Below are 19,491 nucleotides of genomic sequence, written 5' to 3'. Positions count from 1 at the left end.
CGGGGTGCTGGCCTGCATGGGGTGTGTTCTCATCTGGGGGAAGGCACTGATGCTGGGGGAGCCGCCGCTGGCGCGGGCGACGTTCGTGCAGGTCACGGGCGATGTCCTGTCGGTGCGTGCGGTTCCGGCGCAGCAGATGGTGCGGGCGATGCTGCGGCCGGTCGGCGCGCCGACCCTGCCGCAAGTCATCCGGGTCAATATCGCGGAGAGCGACGTGCCCGATGGGTTGGGCGAGGGTGCGCGGATTCGCTTTCGGGTGCGGTTGATGCCGCCAGCGCCGCCCAGCGTGCCGGGGGGCTATGATTTTGCCGCACGGGCCTATTTCCAGGGCATAGGCGCGACCGACAAGGCGCTGAAGCCGATCGAGATGGTGCGGCCTGCCACAGGTGCGCCGCGGCTGCGGGCGCGGTTGTTTACGCATATTGCCGGACAAGTAGACGATCCGGCGAAGGGCATCGCAATCGCACTGGCGACCGGCGATCAGGGGGCCATTGCCGAGGTGGATGCCGAAGCGATGCGCAATAGCGGGTTGGCGCATTTGTTGTCGATCAGTGGGTTGCATGTGACGGCGCTGATCGGGGCTGTCATCTTTCTGTTGATGCGGGTGATGGCGCTCAGCCGCCGGGCGGCGCTCAACTGGCCTTTGATGCTGATCGCGGCCACGGGGGGCGCGCTGGCGGGGGTCGGCTATACGTTGCTGACGGGGGCGGAGGTGCCGACTGTGCGGTCCTGCATCGCGGCGCTGCTGGTGCTGGGCGGTCTAGCGATGGGGCGGGATGCGATCACGCTGCGGCTGGTGGCGACGGGTGCGCTGATCGTGCTTATCATCTGGCCCGAAGCGCTGGTCGGGCCGAGCTTTCAGATGAGTTTTGCCGCCGTCACGGCGCTGGTGGCCTTGGCCGAACATAAGCGGTTCCGCGCCTTTGCCGCTGCGCGGGACGAGGCGCGTTGGCGCAAGACCGGCCGGATGCTGTTGGTGACATTGGCCACGGGCTTCGTCATCGAACTGGTGCTGATGCCGATTGCGCTGTTCCATTTTCACAAGGCGGGCATGTTGGGGGCCTTTGCCAATATAATCGCGATCCCGCTCACGACCTTTGTCGTGATGCCGCTGGAGGCGCTCGCCTTGCTGTTCGATGTGGTCGGGCTTGGCGCGCCTTTTTGGTGGTTGACGCAGCAGGCGCTGACGCTGTTACTGATGATCGCCCATGGGGTGTCGGCCAGTCCCTGGGCGACGATGTTGACGCCGTCGGTGCCGACGTTCGTTTTTGCGGGGATGATGGCGGGGCTGCTCTGGTGTTTGCTGTGGCGCAGCCGGTGGCGTTGGCTGGGCCTGGGGCCGGTGGTGGCGGGGGTCATCGCGATATTGCTGCTGTCGCCGCCCGACATATTGGTGACCGGCGATGGCCGCCATATTGCGGTGCGGACGCCTGATGGTCGCATGGCGATATTGCGTGCGGGGGCGGGCGATTATGTGCGCGATGTCTTGTCGGAAAGCGCGGGCTATGATGGTGCGCTGGAACCGATCGCGCGCTTGCCGCAGGCGCGTTGTTCGGATGATTTATGCGCGGTTGGGCTGATGGCGGGTGGTCGGCCGTGGCAGTTGCTCGTGACCCGCAGCAACATGCTGGTGGACCGCGCGACCTTCGCCCGCGACTGCGCGGCGGCGGATATCGTCATTGCCGATCGTGGCCTGCCGCGCTGGTGCCGCCCGCGTTGGCTCAAGATCGACCGTCGCCTATTGGCGCGAACCGGTGGCATGGCCATTGATCTGGACCATGCCACCATTCGCATCGTGCGCCAGCCGGGTGACGCGCATCCCTGGATCGCGCCCATCCCCAAGCGATCGCGCCGCTATGCTCCGTCTAAAACGCGCTCGTTCGATGCGCGGCCCCGGCCTCAATTATAGCGGCGGAGCAGTCCGGCCAGTTTGCCCTGGATCTGGACCTGGCGCGGGTCGTAGATTTGCGGCTCATAGGCGCTGTTGGCCGGGTCCAGCCGAACCCTCTGCCCTTCGCGGCGGAAATATTTGAGCGTGGCTTCATTTTCGTCGATCAGGGCGACGACGATCTGGCCCTCGCGCGCGACTTCGGTCCGCTGGATCAGCGCGAAGTCACCGTCGAGAATGCCGGCTTCCATCATCGAATCGCCGGACACTTCCAGCGCATAATGATCGCCCGCGCCGAGCAGCGCGGCGGGCACCGACAACATCGTCTGCCCTTCCATTGCTTCGATCGGGACGCCTGCTGCGATCCGGCCGTGCATCGGGATTTCGATGACGTCATTGGCGGCAATGAGTTGTGGTGCCGACACCTGCGGTTTGGGCGCAATGACCGGGGCCGGGATGCGGTGCATGGCATCGGGCAGCTTCAAGACTTCAAGCGCGCGCGCGCGGTTGGGCAGGCGGCGGATGAAGCCGCGTTCTTCGAGCGCATTGATCAGGCGATGAATGCCCGACTTGGAGCGCAGATCCAGCGCATCCTTCATCTCCTCGAAAGAGGGCGACACGCCGCCTTCTTCCAACCGGGTTTGAATGAAGCTCAGCAATTCCTGCTGTTTGGGCGTCAACATGGCTGCGGTCCTCCGTGGAACGTATAAGGAACGCATAGGAAACAGATGAAGGTTAGTCAAGCGCCGGGTGATCTAGGGCAGGGGCAGAATTTGCACCGTGTCGCCGGTGGCGGCGGGCGTTGAAGCGGCGGGGCGGCGGATCAGACAGTCGGCCAGGGCCATGGCGGCGGTGGCGGCGCTGTCCTGCGAGGTGACCGAGACGATGCCGCCTTCGCTGCGGAAGGCGCGGAGATAATCGTCGCGGTCGCCGGTGGCGGGGAGGGGGGAAGCGAGGCGAGCTTCGTGAAGGAGGGGGAGCGGAGCGCTTGCGCCCGCCATATGGCGGACCAAAGGCAGCAGGAACAGAGTGCCGGTGACGAAGGCCGAGACGGGGTTGCCGGGCAGGCCCAGGAACAGGGCGTCGCCAAGGCGTCCGGCCATCAGCGGCTTGCCAGGGCGCATGGCGATCTTCCAGAAATCGAGCGTACCGCCCGCTTGCGCGAAAGCGGGGCGGACCATGTCATGATCGCCGACCGATGCGCCGCCGGTCGAGACGATGATGTCGGCGTGACGCGCGCGATCAAGCGCTGTGACCATGGCGTCGAGATCGTCAGCGACGATGCCGAGGTCGATGACGTCGCAGGGCAAGGCGGCCAGCATGGCGGCGAGCATGGGGGCGTTGGAGGAGGGGAGCGCGCCCGGCGGGGTTGGTGCGCCTGGCGGGACCAGTTCGTCGCCGGTCGAGAGCAGCGCGACTTTGGGCCGCTGTCCGACGGGCAGGCAGCCATGGCCGCCCAGTATGGCCAGCGCGATCTGGGTCGGGCCTAGCCGCGAGCCCGCTTTGAGCAGGGGTGCGCCCTGCGTGAAGTCCGACGCGGTGGGGCGGACGTGGCGGCCGGAAGGGAGCGGGTCCGCGCTGGCGCTCAGGTGATCGCCGTCGCGGGTTGCGTTTTCCTGGATCAGGATGGCGTCGGCCCCTTCGGGCAAAGGCGCGCCGGTGAAGATGCGGCAGGCTTCGCCCGGCGCGAGCGGTGGCGGTGGCGTGCCGCCTGCGCTGCTGGTCGCGGTGACGCGCCAGGGGCCGGGCGCTTCGGCGGCGCGTATGGCATAGCCGTCCATGGCGCTGAGGTCGGCCCAGGGTTGAGCGCGCTGCGCGATGACATCGTGGGCGAGCCAGCGTCCGGCGCAGCACGTTACCGGCGCGTCCTCGACCGGCAGCCGGTTGGCCAGTGCGAACAGGCGGGCTTGCGCCTCCGTAACGGGCAGCAGGCTCATGGCCTATGCCAGTCGCCCGACTTGCCGCCGGTCTTGCTAAGCAAGCGTACGCCGTCGATCACCATCGCCTTGTCGATCGCCTTGGCCATATCGTAGATGGTGAGTAGGGCGACAGAGGCGGCTGTCAGTGCTTCCATCTCGACGCCGGTCTGGCCTGCGGTGCGGGCTGACGCGGTGACGCGGACGCCGGTGTCGTCCAGGTCGAAATCGATCGTCACGGCGCTGAGCGCGATCGGGTGGCAGAGCGGGATGAGATCGGCGGTGCGCTTGGCGGCCATGATGCCCGCGACCCGTGCGACGGCGAGGACATCGCCCTTCTTGACCAGGCCAGCGAGGATAGCGGCGGCCGCTTCCTGGCTCATGTCGATCCGCCCGTCCGCGACAGCTTCGCGCGCGGTCACGGTCTTGGCCGACACATCGACCATGCGCGCGGTGCCGTCGGGGTCGAGATGGGTGAGATCGCTCATGCGCCGGTCAGCAGATGGCGGGTGGCGGCTTCGACATCGGCCTGGCGCATCAATGTTTCCCCGACAAGGAAGCAGCGGACGCCATGGTCGGCCATGGCGGTGAGGTCGGCATGGCCGGTGAGGCCGCTTTCGGCGACGAAGGTGCAGCCTTCGGGGGCTTTCCCCACCAGTTCATAGGTGCGGGCGAAATCGACGGTGAAGTCGCGCAGGTCTCGGTTGTTGACGCCGATCAGGCGCGAGCGGAGTTTGAGCGCGCGGTCGAGTTCGGCTTCGTCATGCACTTCTATCAGGGCGTCCATGCCGAGGCCGAGCGCAGTGTCCTCTATCTCCGCCATCTGGCCGTCATCCAGGGCAGCGACGATGATGAGGATGGCGTCGGCGCCGAGCGCGCGGCTTTCGAGAATCTGCCAGGGATCTACGATAAAATCCTTGCGCAAGACCGGCAGCGCGCAGGCAGACCGGGCGGCCATCAGATAATCGTCATGACCCTGAAAATAGGGTTCGTCGGTCAGCACCGACAGACAGGCCGCGCCGCCCGCAGCATAGGCCTGGGCATGGGCGGGGGGATCGAAATCTTCGCGGATCAGGCCCTTGGACGGGCTGGCCTTCTTGACCTCCGCGATCAGGCCGAAGCCGGAGCGGGCCGCATCGTCGAGTGCTTTGCGGAAGCCGCGTGGGGGCGTTTGTTCGCTGGCGCGGGCGTGGAGCGCGGCGATGCTGGTTACGGCTTTGCGTCGGGCAACATCTTCGCGCTTGAAATCGCAAATCTCGATCAGCTTGTTGGTCATGTATAGGCAATCCAGCAATTGAGCAGGGCGTTGGCGAGGCCGCGGTCGATCGTCTCGGCGGCTTCCTCGACGCCTTCGCGAAGGTCGGCAACGGCATCGGCGACGACAAGGGCGGCGGCGGCGTTGAGCAGCACCGCGTCGCGATAAGGGCCGGTCTCGCCCTGGAGCAGCGCGCGCAGGGCTGCGGCATTATGGGCTGCATCGCCGCCTCTGATGGCTTCGACCGGGTGGGTGGACAGGCCAAGCTCTGCGGCGGTGATGCGGTGCATCGCGATCAGGCGGTGGCCCGTGACTTCGGCCATGTCGTTGCCGCCCGCCAGCGAGAGTTCGTCCAGGCCTTCGTCGCCCGATACGATCATGGCCCGGTCGACGCCCAGTTCGGCCAGCGCCTCGGCATAGATGGGCACATAGGCCGGGCGGGCGATGCCGACGAGCTGGCGGCGGACCCCCGCCGGATTGGCGAGCGGTCCCATCAGGTTGAAGATGGTGCGCTCACCGATCGCCTTGCGAATGGGTCCGAGGCGCTTGAGCGCTGGGTGGTAGTTTTGGGCGAAGAGGAAGCCGATGCCCAAGTCCGCGAGCGTCGCTTCGGCGGTGGTGGCGGCATGGTCGAGGTTCAGGCCGAGGGCTTCGAGCGTATCGGCGGCTCCAGCCTTGGAGGAGGCGGCGCGGTTGCCATGTTTAGCGACCGGCACGCCAGCGGCGGCGACCACCAGCGAGACGGCGGTCGAAACGTTGAGCGTATGATGGCCATCGCCACCCGTGCCGCAGACGTCGATCGCGCCAGCGGGTGCGGTGACCGGGATCATGCGGGCGCGCATGGCGCGGGCGGCGGCGGCGATTTCGATGGCGCTTTCGCCGCGTCGGGCCATAGTGACGAGGAAGGTCGCGATCTCCGCTTCCGGCAGGTCCGCATCGAACAGCAGGTCGAAGGCGATGGCGGCAGCCTGCGCGTCGAGCGGCGAGGAGGAGGGGTCGGGCAGGCGGGTCATGACGCTTCGCCTTAGTCGGGACAGGGCCAGTAAGTCGAGAGGCCGTTAGGGCTTAACTTCGCACTTTTCCCGCACAATTTGAAATATGATTTCCTATTGCCGACAGATTTGGAAAGTGACCGGCGCAGCATAGCAAAGCCCATCCCAGTAGGACAGGCGTCAGGCGGCTTCGCGCATCTTCACCTTCATACCTGCGATCCGCATGAAGTTGGCCAGCATGTCGTGACCATGTTCGGTCGCGATGCTTTCGGGGTGGAATTGGACCGAGTGGATCGGCAGGGTTGCGTGGCGGAAGCCCATGACCGAGCCATCCTCGCTGGTCGCATTGACCACCAGTTCGGCAGGAATATTCTCGACGATCAGCGAGTGGTAGCGGGTAGCGGTGAAGGGCGAAGGGATGCCCGCGAACAAGCCGGTCCCGTCATGGGTGACGGGTGAGGTCTTGCCGTGCATCAGGCCGCCGCGCACGACCTTGCCGCCGAAATGCTGGCCGATCGCCTGATGGCCAAGGCATACGCCGAGCAGCGGCGCGCCCGCGTCGGCGCAGGCGGCGACGAGGTCGAGGCTGACGCCCGCTTCGTTCGGCGTGCAGGGGCCGGGCGAGAGCAGGAAGGCCTTGGCACCGCTGGAGAGAGCTTGGCCTGCCGAAATGGCGTCGTTGCGGACGACTTCGACCCGCGCGCCCAGTTCCATCAGATAATGGACCAGGTTCCAGGTGAAGCTGTCATAATTGTCGATGACGAGGATCATGGGGACAAGGCTATAGGGCGGTCTGCGGACGAGGGGAAGCGGGGGCGTGTGAAGAAATATCGCAACCGAAACAGCGCGACAGAGGGGCGTTGCGCCTGCTATGGGCAGCCATCGACGCGAACCCTGCCTGCAAGCATTCGCGTGACCGAGAGACGATCGCGCTCCCGCTTGCCAGCAAGGAGCGACCCTCTTGGGCGATCTCAACCATTATATAGGCTGTCGCACTGGTTCGAAGGACCAGGGCATATGAGCCGCGCCATCAATATCAAGGCGGAACTGGCCGACGTCAAAGCCATGTGCGAACGCCACACTCTCGCGATTTCGACCATCGAGGCGCTGCCGGCCGGGGGTACGCGGGTCGTGATGCTGAACCCGGACGGGGCCGAGCGATTGCGGACGTTGATGAAGGGCAAGCTGATCGATACGCCTGTGGTGCGGTCGTCCCTGTTCCTGGCGCGGCAGCCGCGGTCGGCGGGCTGATAGAGTCTGTCGGCGCGCAACGCTGACGGAACATCTTGAAAAGCCGTGCGGGCACGCGCATATAGAGCGTGCCGGGTTCGCCCGGCTATGGTGATAAATTGTGTCGTATAATAGACGCAGCGGACCCGGGGGCAGTACCCGGCGGTTCCACCACATATCCCGATGGGCTTCATGCCCGGCGGGATGTCTGACGGGGCCGAACTAGGATCGACGTGTGTTCAAAGGCGATGTTTTTACCCGGCCCGTGTAAGCCGTTAAACTGTGCAAAACTCACAAGTGCCAACGATAACGAAGCACTCGCCATTGCAGCGTAACTGAGGGCCTCACGGCCTGACGTTACCCTAAAATAGCGCGGTTGAACCCACCGGGCAACAGAAGGGAATTCAGCGGCCTCCGGGAGGGCCGGGCAACAGAACCTCCCGGACCTTATTCCCTGACATCGTTATTCTTGGCTTCGCGTGCGATCTTCGCCGGAGCCTTACCCGCGACTCACGTCGCGAATCGATGGACATGGACCTGTCCTTTCGATTACGCTTTTATGACAGTGGGATGAAATATTCATAAGCTGCTGTTTTTACGTGAAACAAATCTGTTTCATCGAAAATGCGCACTCTTGCGTCCATGTCATCTAAATGAAATACTCCTGGCTATAGTAAGAAGTTTTTTTCAGGAGAATTGGGATGAAGACGGTAGCGGTAATGATGGGTTTTGCGCTGGCCTGTGTCGCGCCGGGCATGGCTCAGGCCGCACCGGACGAGGTCGTCGTCGTGGGCGTGCCCGATGGCCGCCTGGCCGCAGGATCACTGATGCGCGGCGATTTCGACAAGGCTGCGCGCCGGCTGAACGCGGTCCGCCCGGATGCGGCGAGCGATCCGGCTCGACTGATCAACCTGGGCCATGCCTATCTTGGCATGGGTCGCGTCGCCGACGCGCATGATGCCTATAAGAGCGCGCGCTTTGCGCCCGAATCTGTGCTGGTGCTGGCCAATGGCGAAGAAGCGTCTTCGCGCGACATTGCGCGCCGTGCGATGGGTCGACTGCAAACGAACTATGCCATGCGCTGATTATTCAACCTTTGCATTCAAGTTCATATTATAGGGTAAGGGTGTCGCTCATAAGGGCGGCGCCCTTACCCTTGTCCTTATGGCCATTGTCATCATAGTGACATGTGAGTCATATAAACGTCATATAAATGACGCTCCAATGTCATGGAATGCCAACAAGCCTGTCACGTCCCGCGCCTAATTGCCCTCCTTGAGGGTGACAGGGGGCGTTATCCGATTCGATTTTCCCCTGCGCTCCGCATCCTGAACATATCCCGGCAGCAGCCGGAGCGGAGACGACATGGCCAAGATTAACCGTATCCAAACGATCCTGATGGCGAGCTGCGCTTGCGTCGGTCTGAGCGCTTGCGGCGCAGACGACATCTCCTCGCCCGGCGAAGGCACCATCGTCATTCCCGCGCCGACGCCAACGCCGACGCCAACCCCGACCCCCACGCCGACCCCCACGCCGACCGGCGTGACCCCGGCGGCGGAATGCCCCAACATCTCCGGCTCGGCTGACCTGACCGCGCGCGGCACCATTTCGGACAAGAATGGCAACACCTGGCTGAACTGTGGTTTCCCGACCCGCTTCACCGAAAGCACCACCTTGCCGAAGGTTGCCGGTGTTCTTTACTCGCTCCCCGGCCGTGTCGACGTCGGCACCGACCAGGGTGCCGCCAGCACCAACACCGAAGTCACGCTGAACATCGAGCCCGGCGTTGTCGTATTTGCGACCACGGGTGCGGCCTATCTGGCCGTCAACCGCGGCAACAAGATCAATGCTGTTGGCACGCCATCGCAGCCGATCATCTTCACCAGCGAATCGAACGTCCTGGGCAACGCCGACGATCAGACGTCGCAGCAGTGGGGCGGCGTCGTGCTGCTTGGCCGTGCGCGGATCACCGATTGCATCGCGCCTGCAGCAGCGGCCGGCACGGTCGCGTGCGAACGTGACACGGAAGGCAGCAGCGGCGCTCTGTATGGCGGCGCCAACGATGCCGACAATTCGGGTCGCATGTCCTATGTGCAGATCCGCTATTCGGGCTTCGCGCTCGCCGGTGGCAGCGAATTGCAGGGTCTGACCCCTTCGGGCGTCGGCAGCGGCACGCAGCTTGACCACATCCAGGTTCACAACAGCTCGGACGATGGCATCGAAGCCTTCGGCGGCAACGTCCACTTCAAGCATCTGGTGTTGACCGGCAACGAAGACGATAACTTCGACTCCGACGTCGGCTATCGCGGCACCGTGCAATATGTCATCAGCGCCCAGCGCGCTGGCAACGACATTGGCGACGGCTTCCTCGAAACCGACTCCAACGGTGGTTCGGCCGCGAACAATGGCGAAGATGCGCTGCCGCGTCAGTATCTGAAGATGGCAAACTTCACCTACATCCACCGTTCGACCACGGGCAGCAACGGTGCGGCCATGCTGCTGCGCGGCGGTGCGGACCTGACGCTGGCCAACGGCATCATCGTTGCGCCGACCAACAGCTGCCTGCGTATCGACAGCACGACCACGACCCGCGACGCCGACACGGCGCTGCAGGACGCGGGCAAGCCGCGCTACATCTCGGTTGTGATGCAGTGCAACAGCACGCCGTTCAAGGGCAGCCGTGGCGTCGATGCCGCCGCCGTCCAGTCGATCTTCGAAGCCGGTGCGAACAGCACGATCAGCTACACGCCGTCGCTGACCAGCCTGTTCATCAACGGTGCGACCGAAACGGCCCGCACCGCGATCGACCCCAAGACGCTCGACGCAGCGTTCGACACCACCAACTATATCGGTGCGGTCAAGGACAGCAGCGACACCTGGTATGCCGGTTGGACCTGCAACTCGGTGACCGCCAGCTTCGACAGCACCAGCGGTAACTGCACCGCCATTCCGACGACCTGATCGGACCCACGACCTCAACAGGGGCGGGGGAGCGTGCATCTGCGCTTCCCCGCCTTCTTTTGCACTGCATATCCCAAAGGGGGACATTTAGCATGTCGAAGCCGCTCAGCCTGGCGCGCCTGCTCCTGATTTCATCCGCTCTGGTCGCGCCTGCGGCCATGGCGCAAATCGACGCCGGTGGTGCCGTGTCGCCCGCCGCTGCCCAAGAAGACGCGCAGCAGGACGGGGTCGATGTGTCGATCCCTGGTGCCGACATCGTCGTCACCGGTCGTCGCACCAGCAATGTGTCGCAGGCCGCGCCGCAGGTGGTGAACGTACTGTCCGCCGCCGACATCCGCCGCACGGGCGAAGGCGATATCGCCGGTTCGCTCCAGCGCGTGACGGGCCTGTCAGTCGTGTCGGGCGGCTATGTCTATGTCCGTGGTCTTGGCGATCGCTATTCGCTCGCCCTGCTCAACGGCTCGCCGCTGCCAAGCCCCGAACCCTTGAAGCGCGTCGTTCCGCTCGACATTTTCCCGACCAGCGTGATCGCATCGACGCTGGTGCAGAAGACCTATTCGGTCAACTTCCCCGGCGAATTCGGCGGCGGCGTCATCAACCTGACGACCAAGGCCATTCCGAGCGAAAGCTATCTGGAAATCGGCGTCGGCAGCTCGGCCAATACCGAAACGTCGGGCCAGATGGGCTATACCCATTATGGGGCCAAGTCCGACTGGACCGGTTTCGACGACAGCTCGCGCGATGTACCGCCGCTGCTTCAGCAGGCGATCAATAGCGGCGTGCCATTCCCGAATCTGAGCCGGGCCGAACAGCAGGCCATTTCGATGCAGTTCCTGAACTCCGCCACGTCGGTCGTTCAGCGGACCAACAGCGCGCCCTTCAACTTTTCGGGCTCGATCAACGGCGGCACCGCCGTCGATGTCGGCAGCGACGGACGGTTGGGTGTGATCGCGACCGCGTCCTACAGCAACAAGTGGCGCACCCGCGAAAACCTGCAGCAGGCGTCGCTCGACGTCGCGGCCGGTGCGGGCCGCAGCTATAATCAGGTCAGCACTGACAATGAAATCACGGTCAACGGCCTCGTCGGCTTCGGACTGGAACTGGGCGACCAGAAGCTGCGCTGGACCAACCTCTATATTCGCGACACGTTGAAGCGCAGCGCGCTGGCGATCGGTCAGAATGATGGCACCATTCAGGAAGCCGATTTCCTGCAGCAGAATACCGCCTGGTATGAGCGGCAGTTGATCGACACCCAGTTGGTCGGTGAGTTCAAGCTGTCCGATGCGCTCAGCCTCGACATGCGCGGCGGCTTTGCCAATTCGCAGCGGGAAGCGCCCTATGAGCGCGAGTTCGTCTATGTTCGCACCAATCGCGATCTGGCGATCGATCCGGTCGGTGACCGTTTCGTCAATGCGCTCAACCGTCAACGCGGTGATGCGTCGGTCACGTTCAGCGACCTGAACGAAGATCTGTGGTTCGCGGGCGTCGATCTGAGCTACAAGATCGCACCGGGCTTCTCGCTGACGGCAGGCTATGCCTTCAACGATACCAAGCGTCGGTCGTCGCGTTACGAACTGCACTTCGATGCGGTGAACCTGCCGATCCCCGTGCAGCAATTGCGTCCCGACTTCCTGCTGTCGGATGCGTCGATCCAGCTCTATGATATCGGCTTGCTGGAATTTTCGGGCAACTACCCCGTTTATGACGCAGCGCTGCGGACCCATGCCGGCTATGGCCAGGTGCAGGCGGAACTGTTCCCCGGCCTGTCGATCAACGCGGGCGTTCGCTACGAAAAGGGCGATATGTCGGTAACCGGCGTGGACGTCTACAGCACGGGCCTGACGCCGTTCAACGAGATCCGCAACGATTATTGGCTGCCAGCCGTGACGGTTACGGTTGAAGCGGCCAGGGGTCTGCAGTTGCGCGCCAGTGCGTCCAAGACGATTGCCCGGCCGCAATTCCGCGAATTGATTGCCCAGCCTTATCTCGACACCGAATCCAACCGTTTCTTCCGCGGCAACCCCTTCTTGCAGGACAGCGAGTTGTGGAACGCCGACGTTCGGGCGGAATGGTATATGGGGCGTGACGAGCGGATCACGGTTGCGGCTTTCTACAAGAAGATCGACAATCCGATCGAAACCTACACCACGATCACCGACACCTATAATGTCACCACCAGCTTTGCCAATGCGCCCGAAGCGACGCTCTATGGCGCCGAGTTGGAAGTGCAGAAATATATCCCGCTCGACGGCTGGTCGGATTCGTCCTTCTTCCAGAGCCGCCGCATTGTACTGATCGGCAACTACACCTACACCCAGTCGGAACTGAAGGTGCAGGATGGCGATACGACTATCCCCTACACCTATACCGTGGGCGATCCGCCAGCCGCGTCCGACTTCTTCCTCGACGGCGTGCCGTTGACGGGTCAGTCGGACCATCTGGTCAACCTGCAGATCGGCCTGGAAGACACGGACAAGCTGTCGCAGCAGACGCTCTTGCTGACCTATGCCAGCGACCGCGTGACCAGCCGTGGTCCCAACCTGCAGCCGGACATCAAGGAACGGCCGGGCGTACAACTCGACTTCGTGGCGCGGCAGGGCGTCAAGCTGCCGGGCGGCATAAACAGCGAGTTCAAGTTCGAAGCCCGCAACATATTGGGCCGCAAGTTCCAGGAGTTCCAGGAACAGGATGGTAACCGCGTCTATTATAACCGCTACAAGATCGGGACCACGATTGCCGCGTCGATGACGGTGGCATTCTGATATAAGCCAAGGGGCCGCCTGCACGCGGCCCTGCGGTTTGCCAAGCGACCGGCTCGTTTCGTGCGAGCCGGTCGTTTTGCGTTTGGACGCTTATGGCTTTCCAGTGGTCGGTTCAGCCCCAGGGCTTTTCGCGATACCATTTGGTGATGACATGCTTGACGCCGCTGCGTACCTTCATGCCGTGATGGATGCTGGCGGGGTTGGGTTGACCGGGTGCGAGACGGTTGTTCCAGGCGAGCAATTTGCCGGTCTGGGGCTGGACCGTCTTGCTGATCTTGGTGAAGCGGGTCGCGCCTCCGGCGGCCGGTTCGTTGAGATAGACCATCAAGGTCCAGGTGCGGTTGCCCGCGACCGAGCAATAGGTCGCATAGTCCGCGCCCTTGGGGTCGAAATAATCGGTATGCGCCTTAAATTCCTGCCCGACATCATAGCGCTGCCCCTGGATCGGTTCGCCATAGGCGGTCGCGATCCCCGCAAAGGCGTCGAGCCGGGCGTTGATGGCCGCGACGAACGGGTCGCCGTGATCGAGGTCGCAGGTTTCGCTGGTGCGGAAATAGCCATCGCCATTGGCGTCGGCGATGGTGGAGGGGCGACGCTGGGCGTCGATTCGCTCGATCAGCGCGGCGCAATCCTGCGCGGAGAGAAAATCGCGCAGGATGAACAGGGTCAGTTCCTTGTTCGGCACGCGCTGCACGCGGGCGTGCGCGCCGATCCAGGCGGGATCGCCGTCGGCGACGGCTGCTATGGTCTGGTCCGTCATGGTCGGTCCTGCAATGGCGGTCGGATGCGGTAAAGACGCCGCCGTTGCTATCGTTCAGCCGCCAAAATGCAAGTGATGTGCGTGCCTACTACCATGTCATATTACAGTCATATAAACGTCATCTTGCCGTAAGAAGAAATGCCTAGCAGGCTCCCATATCAAAGGGGGCTTCATCAGATCATGCGAGTGCCGTTCGGCCAGACTGTGCGCGGGTGGAGCGAGCGTAGACCGCGGGGCTTGCCGCCGTTCGACGTGTGGCGCCTGTTGGAGCGCGGCCTGTTGATGCTGCTGGCGTTGCAATTGGTGCGGCTCGTCTGGGCAGTCGTGGTGCCGGTCGGCAGCTTCGGACCATGGGAAGGGCGCCAAGCGCAAATCCTGTCGCCCAGCGCGCGGCAGGCGTTGTTCGCGTCCTTCGACCCCTTCTTCCGCAGCGATGCGCCGACACCGTCGGGCAATGGCGTGGTCACGTCGCTGGCGCTCACCCTTTATGGCGTGCGCGTCAATGAAGGGTCCGGGCTGGGATCGGCCATCATCGCGTCGCCCGATGGCGTGCAGAACAGCTTTGCCGTGGGCGATGAAATCATGCCCGGTGTGGTGTTGAAGGCTGTCGCGTTCGACCATGTGACGATCGACCGAGGCGGGGCGGAAGAGCAGATTTTCATCGATCAATCGACCCCGGCACCCGCCGCCGCGCCCGAAGGTGGCGCGCCTTCTGTCGACGCATCACCATCACCGGGCGAAGGGTCGGTTGCGCCGATCGGCTCCGGGCCTACGGCGGATAGTCTGAAGCGCGACATCGGCTTTGCCCCCCGGATGCAGAATGGCCGGGTTACAGGCTTGGCGGTGAGCGCCAAGGGGCCGGGCTTTGCCAGCGCCGGTTTCCGCCCCGGCGACATCGTCACCCAGATCAACGGTCAGCCGATCGGCGACCTGCAATCCATCCAGAACCAGATCGCGCCCGGTGCGCGCCTGTCCCTGACCGTGGAGCGCGGCGCTGCCGTCGCCTCCGTCAACCTGATCGTGCAAGGCCAATGACCCGCAAACTCCTCCACACCGCCGCCCTTGCCCTCGCGCTGGCGACGCCGATCGCCGCGCCGCTGATGGCGCAGCAGACGCTCAACGTCCGCGATGCCGATATTCGCGCCTTCATTCAGGACGCGGCGCGGGTGACGGGACGCACCTTCATCATCGACAATCGGGTGCAGGGGAAGGTGTCGGTCGTGACCGACCGGCCGCTGTCGCGTTCCGAATATTTCGAGATCGTGCTGTCCACGCTGCGCGCCAATGGGCTGGTTGCGGTGCCCGCACCGGGCGGTGCCTATCGCATCCAGCCCGCCGATGGCGCGTCGGGCCAACCGAGTAGCGTCGGCCGGGGTGCCAGCCGCAACAGCTTCGTGACCGAGGTGTTCCGCCTGCGCTCGATCGATGCGGCGAGCGCGTTGGAAACGCTGCGCCCGCTCGTCAGCAAGGAGGGGTCGGTCACGGCCAATCGTGCGGGCAACAGTGTGGTGGTCGCGGACTATGCCGATAATATCGCCCGCATCCGCCAGGTGATCGCGCGGGTCGATCGCGACACGTCGGCAACGCAGATGGTGATGCTGAAAAATGCCGGTGCGCGCGAGATTGCGACGTCACTGCAGGCGTTGGTCGCGAGCAGCGGTGGCGGGGAGAATGCGGTGGCTTCGGCCGCTACCGTGGTGCCGATCGATAGCAGCAACGCGATTGCCATCCGGGGCGATGCCAATACCGTCGCCCGCCTCTCTGCCATGGCGCGTCAGCTCGACCAGCAGGCCGCGAGCGGCACCGAAATCCGCGTCTATTGGCTGGAACATGCCGATGCCGAAAAGCTGTTGCCGGTGTTGCAACAGTTGGTGGGGCAGTCGACCAATCAGCCGGTAACCGCCTCCACGCCAGCAGCGGGCGGCAGCGCCGCGCCCGCTGCGCAGGCTGCGGCCCCGGTTGCGGCTGCGTCTTCGGGTTCCTCCAGTGGGAGTGGCATTTCGACCCGTGGTCCGGCGATCGTCACCCGTTACGAAGGCGCGAACGCGATTATCGTTGCGGCCAATAGCGATGTGCAGCGAATGCTGGGCGAGACGATCCGCCAGATCGACACGCGCCGCGAACAGGTGCTGGTGGAGGCGATCATCGTCGAGATCAGCGATGCGGCGGCCAAGAAGCTCGGCGTACAATTCCTGCTCGGCAGCACTTCGACCGGCTTTGCTGCCTCCAACTATTCCAACGCATCGCCCAATTTGCTGACACTGGCGGGAGCCTATGGCGCGACCCAGCTGGGTACGACGACAACGACTGTGGTCGCGCCCGACGGCACGCGGACCACGACCGAGGTGCAGAATAGCGGCGACCTGGCCAGCACCTTGCAGCAGGCGGCGATCAACAGCCTGACCAGTGCGACCGGGGCGATCGCGGGCCTTGGTGGGAGCATCGGCAAGAATGGCATTTTCGGCGCGATCATCAATGCGGTGAAGTCCGATACGGAGAGCAATCTGCTGTCCACGCCATCGGTGATGACGCTCGATAATCAGAAGGCGTCGATTTTGGTCGGGCAGCAGGTGCCGGTGACGACCGGCGAGGCGCTGAGCCAGAATTTCGATAACCAGTTCCGGACCGTCCAGCGGCAGGATGTCGGCATCAAGCTGGAAGTGAAGCCGCAGATCAATACGGGCGGCGCGATCAAGCTGTTCCTGCGGCAGGAAGTGTCGAGCGTCGCCGGGCCGGTGAGCAATTCGAGCAGCGACCTGATCATCAACAAGCGCGAGATCGAAACCACGGTCACGGTCGATGATGGCGAGATATTGGCGCTGGGCGGCTTGTTGGACGATAATGAGCGCAAGACGATCGAGCGGATTCCGTTGCTGTCGGACATTCCGGGTCTGGGCGAATTGTTCAAGTCGCGCAGCCGCAGCCGGACCAAGACGAACCTGATGGTGTTCATCCGCCCGACGATCTTGCGGTCGAAGGAGGATGCACAGAAGCTGACGCAGCAGCGTTATGGCTATGTCCGGGGCATGCAGTTGCAGCGCAACCCCGACATGGAGCCGACCATCGATGAGCTGGTCCGCGACTATATGGGGGCAACGCCGCCGTTGCCGCCGCAGCCGACCGATGCGGTGGTGGCGCCTGCGCAGCCGGAAGTGATCGAGCCGATCGTGCGGCAGTCGAGCGGCGTGGTGCGGCCGGTGGATCTGCCCCCAAGCGGAGGTCAGCAGTGAGCGACACGGGTTCAGCCATGCCAGCGGACGCTGCTTCCGGCATCGGGACGTTTCCCCCCGCGCCGCCGCGGCCCATCGACATCCCCTACACCTTCGCGCGCAAGAATGGCGTCGTCATGCTGCCGATCGAAGGCGAGCGGCTGACGATTGGCGTGCGGGAGGGGAGCGATCCGCGCGTGCTGCTCGAAGTGCGGCGTCATCTGGCGCGCAGTTTCGACGTCGTGTTCACGACGCCCGCCGAGTTCGACCGGCATCTGTCCAATCATTATGCGATGGAGGGCAGCGCGGCCGCCATGGCGGGATCGCTGGATGTCGGCGCGGACGAATTGGATATTCTTGCCGCTGACATTCCAACGGCCGACGATCTGCTGGACAGTGCGGACGATGCACCCGCAATCCGCCTGATCAACGGCATCATCGCCGAAGCGGCGCGCCAGGGCGTGTCGGATATTCATATCGAACCCTATGAGACGGGGCTTATCGTCCGTATGCGCGTCGATGGCGTGTTGCGCGAAACACTGCGCATGCCGCCGCATGTCGCGCCAGTGGTGGTCAGCCGCATCAAGGTGATGGCGCGGCTCGACATTGCCGAACGGCGCGTGCCGCAAGATGGGCGCATCGGCCTGACGCTGGGTGGCAAGCTGCTCGACGTGCGTGTGTCGACCCTGCCAAGCCGGGCGGGCGAGCGGGTGGTGCTGCGTATTCTCGACAAGGAAAATGCGGGGATCACGCTCGATCTGTTGGGGATGAACGGGACGCCGGACCGGATTTTCCGCGAGGGGCTGAGCGAACCCAATGGCATCATTCTGGTCACCGGGCCTACGGGGTCGGGCAAGACGACCACGCTCTATGCCGGTTTGCGCCAGTTGAACGACGGATCACGCAACATCCTGACCGTCGAAGATCCGGTCGAATATGCGATGGAGGGCGTTGGCCAGACCCAGGTGAATGCCAAGGTCGGCTTGACCTTTGCCGCCGGGTTGCGCGCGATTTTGCGGCAGGACCCCGATGTGGTGATGGTCGGCGAAATCCGTGATCGCGAGACGGCGGAGATTGCGGTGCAAGCGTCGCTGACCGGGCATCTGGTGCTGTCCACCGTCCATACCAATGACGCGGTCGGCGCGATCACGCGGATGCGCGACATGCGGGTCGAACCGTTCCTGCTGGCCTCCACGCTGCGCGCGGTGATTGCCCAGCGGCTGGTGCGGCGATTGTGTCAGAGCTGCCGCGAGCCGGTGCAGGCGGACAAGTCCGCCAGCGCGCTGCTGGGTTTCGACCCCGGCACGATCATCTATCGTGCGCGCGGCTGCGATGAATGTAACGGCACGGGTTACAAGGGCCGGATCGGCGTGTTCGAGGCGATCCGCGTCGATGATACGATCCGCCGCCTGATCAACGACGGTGGCGACGAATCGCTGATCGCGCGCCATGCCTTCCTCAATGCGCCCAATCTGGGGTCGGCCGCGCGCGCTTTGGTGCGCGACGGACAGACCACGGCGGAAGAGGCGATCCGCGTGTCACGGCGCGATTCGGTCGAGGCGGAAACGATCGTCGATGGCTGAGTATGACTATGTCGCGATCGACCCTGCGGGCAAGGACCGCAAGGGATCGATCAAGGCCGATAGCATCGAGGAGGCGCGCGCCAAGCTGGACGCGCGCAAGCTGTTCATCGTCGCGCTGGAGCCGGGCGCGGTCGAGAGCGCGCGCAGCCGCGCGAATCTGTCGCTGCGTAGCCCGCGTTTGAGCGCCAAGGAACTGACGCTGTTTACGCGGCAACTAGCGACGCTGACGCAGGTCAGTCCGCTGGAAGAATCGCTGCGCACGATCGGGCGGCAGAGCGAGCAGGATCATGTCCGCGCCGTCGTGGGTAAAGTCCATTCGGGCGTGATGGAGGGGCGGCGGCTGGCCGATGCGCTGGGCGCGGAGCCGAAAAGTTTTCCGCCGCTCTATCGCGCGATGATCTCGGCGGGCGAAAGCTCCGGCAGCCTGCCCACTATCATGGAGCGATTGTCCGACCTGATGGAACGGCAGGCGTTGATGCGGTCGAAAGTGCTGACCGCGATCGCTTATCCGTCGGTACTCGCGACCTTTGCGGTGTTCGTGGTGGCGGCGTTGATGATCTTCGTCGTGCCCAAGGTGGTCGAGCAGTTCGACACGGTGGGGCAGGAATTGCCGTTGTTGACGCGGATGGTGATGGGATTGTCGGCGTTTCTGGCGGCCTATTGGTGGCTGTTGCTGATCGCGATGATCCTGGGCGGCGTCGCCTTCTGGCGCGCGCTCAAAAATGAACGGTTCCGCTATCGGTTCGACGCGACTTTGCTGGGGCTGCCGGTGCTGGGCAAGCTGATCCGCGATCTGCATGCGGCGCGAATGGCGCGCACGCTGTCGACCATGGTGGCGAGCCGCCTGCCGTTGATGGAAGGACTGACGCTGACCGCCAACACCGTCCATAACCGGGTGCTGCGCCGCGCGTCGGACGAGATTGTCGAAGCCATCC

16 protein-coding genes and 1 other RNA gene are annotated in these 19,491 nt (G+C 64.1%); 10 read left to right on the top strand and 7 right to left on the bottom strand.

Annotated elements, in window-relative coordinates; all coding sequences use genetic code 11:
• On the top strand, positions 1-1,909 hold a 1,909-nt coding region (locus IL54_RS18385; RefSeq protein ID WP_076605593.1), incomplete at its 5' end, for a ComEC/Rec2 family competence protein.
• Here the strand turns inward: IL54_RS18385 and lexA are convergent.
• The 6 genes from lexA to IL54_RS18355 all read right to left on the bottom strand — a co-directional run bounded on the left by lexA (position 1,900) and on the right by IL54_RS18355 (position 6,822).
• Positions 1,900-2,571, bottom strand: a complete 672-nt coding sequence (gene lexA, locus IL54_RS18380) for a transcriptional repressor LexA (RefSeq protein ID WP_037477569.1) — start codon at positions 2,569-2,571, stop codon at positions 1,900-1,902. The genes IL54_RS18385 and lexA overlap by 10 nt on opposite strands.
• Positions 2,572-2,643: 72 nt before the next feature.
• Positions 2,644-3,825 (bottom strand): molybdopterin molybdotransferase MoeA, encoded by a 1,182-nt coding sequence (locus IL54_RS18375; protein WP_037477567.1) that lies wholly within the window; start codon positions 3,823-3,825, stop codon positions 2,644-2,646.
• Complete coding sequence (moaC, locus tag IL54_RS18370; protein WP_037477565.1) at positions 3,822-4,292, bottom strand: cyclic pyranopterin monophosphate synthase MoaC; 471 nt, start codon at positions 4,290-4,292, stop codon at positions 3,822-3,824. The genes IL54_RS18375 and moaC overlap by 4 nt, the downstream gene beginning before the upstream one ends.
• Positions 4,289-5,080 carry an indole-3-glycerol phosphate synthase TrpC gene (gene trpC / locus IL54_RS18365; RefSeq protein ID WP_037477563.1) on the bottom strand — a complete coding sequence of 264 codons (792 nt, stop codon included), beginning with the start codon at positions 5,078-5,080 and terminating at the stop codon, positions 4,289-4,291. Before trpC ends, moaC begins: the two co-directional genes overlap by 4 nt.
• A complete protein-coding gene (gene trpD, locus IL54_RS18360; protein ID WP_037477561.1) occupies positions 5,077-6,072 on the bottom strand; it encodes an anthranilate phosphoribosyltransferase in 996 nt (331 codons plus the stop codon). Before trpD ends, trpC begins: the two co-directional genes overlap by 4 nt.
• 159 nt (positions 6,073-6,231) lie before the next feature.
• Positions 6,232-6,822 carry an anthranilate synthase component II gene (locus IL54_RS18355; RefSeq protein WP_037477559.1) on the bottom strand — a complete coding sequence of 197 codons (591 nt, stop codon included), beginning with the start codon at positions 6,820-6,822 and terminating at the stop codon, positions 6,232-6,234.
• A gap of 246 nt (positions 6,823-7,068) precedes the next feature.
• On the opposite strand from IL54_RS18355, the gene IL54_RS18350 reads away from it, so the two are divergent.
• The 5 genes from IL54_RS18350 (at position 7,069) to IL54_RS18335 (ending at position 13,004) form a co-directional block, all read left to right on the top strand.
• Positions 7,069-7,302: a hypothetical protein gene (locus IL54_RS18350; RefSeq protein WP_037477557.1), complete on the top strand. Its 234-nt coding sequence runs from the start codon at positions 7,069-7,071 to the stop codon at positions 7,300-7,302.
• A gap of 31 nt (positions 7,303-7,333) precedes the next feature.
• Positions 7,334-7,688: a transfer-messenger RNA gene (gene ssrA / locus IL54_RS23285) on the top strand.
• Positions 7,689-7,982: 294 nt separating this feature from the next.
• A complete protein-coding gene (locus IL54_RS18345; RefSeq protein WP_037477555.1) occupies positions 7,983-8,366 on the top strand; it encodes a hypothetical protein in 384 nt (127 codons plus the stop codon).
• A 280-nt stretch (positions 8,367-8,646) separates the two neighbouring features.
• Positions 8,647-10,242, top strand: a complete 1,596-nt coding sequence (locus tag IL54_RS18340; protein WP_037477553.1) for a hypothetical protein — start codon at positions 8,647-8,649, stop codon at positions 10,240-10,242.
• Positions 10,243-10,334: 92 nt separating this feature from the next.
• Entirely contained in the window at positions 10,335-13,004 is a 2,670-nt protein-coding gene (locus IL54_RS18335; protein ID WP_037477551.1) for a TonB-dependent receptor domain-containing protein, read from the top strand.
• A gap of 112 nt (positions 13,005-13,116) precedes the next feature.
• On the opposite strand, the gene IL54_RS18330 is transcribed toward IL54_RS18335, so the two are convergent.
• Entirely contained in the window at positions 13,117-13,764 is a 648-nt protein-coding gene (locus IL54_RS18330) for a prolyl hydroxylase family protein (RefSeq protein WP_037477549.1), read from the bottom strand.
• Positions 13,765-13,944: 180 nt separating this feature from the next.
• Here IL54_RS18330 and IL54_RS18325 point away from each other — a divergent pair, with 180 nt between their 5' ends.
• From IL54_RS18325 to IL54_RS23740, 4 genes are all read left to right on the top strand, one after another.
• On the top strand, positions 13,945-14,799 hold the full coding sequence (locus tag IL54_RS18325) for a type II secretion system protein N (protein WP_037477547.1): 855 nt from the start codon (positions 13,945-13,947) through the stop codon (positions 14,797-14,799).
• The gene (gene gspD, locus IL54_RS18320; protein ID WP_037477545.1) at positions 14,796-16,994 is read left to right on the top strand and encodes a type II secretion system secretin GspD; all 2,199 of its coding nucleotides are present in this window, start codon (positions 14,796-14,798) and stop codon (positions 16,992-16,994) included. Before IL54_RS18325 ends, gspD begins: the two co-directional genes overlap by 4 nt.
• Before the next feature lie 17 nt (positions 16,995-17,011).
• The gene (gene gspE / locus IL54_RS18315) at positions 17,012-18,556 is read left to right on the top strand and encodes a type II secretion system ATPase GspE (RefSeq protein WP_052027805.1); all 1,545 of its coding nucleotides are present in this window, start codon (positions 17,012-17,014) and stop codon (positions 18,554-18,556) included.
• Positions 18,549-19,491: type II secretion system F family protein (locus tag IL54_RS23740; RefSeq protein WP_081913101.1), on the top strand; the 943-nt coding region annotated here is incomplete at its 3' end. The genes gspE and IL54_RS23740, both read left to right, overlap by 8 nt.

The sequence above is a fragment of the Sphingobium sp. ba1 genome, assembly GCF_000743655.1.
In the GTDB taxonomy this organism is placed as follows: domain Bacteria; phylum Pseudomonadota; class Alphaproteobacteria; order Sphingomonadales; family Sphingomonadaceae; genus Sphingobium.
Note: the sequence above shows the minus strand (reverse complement) of the source record. Positions and strands in the feature narration are given on the sequence as shown.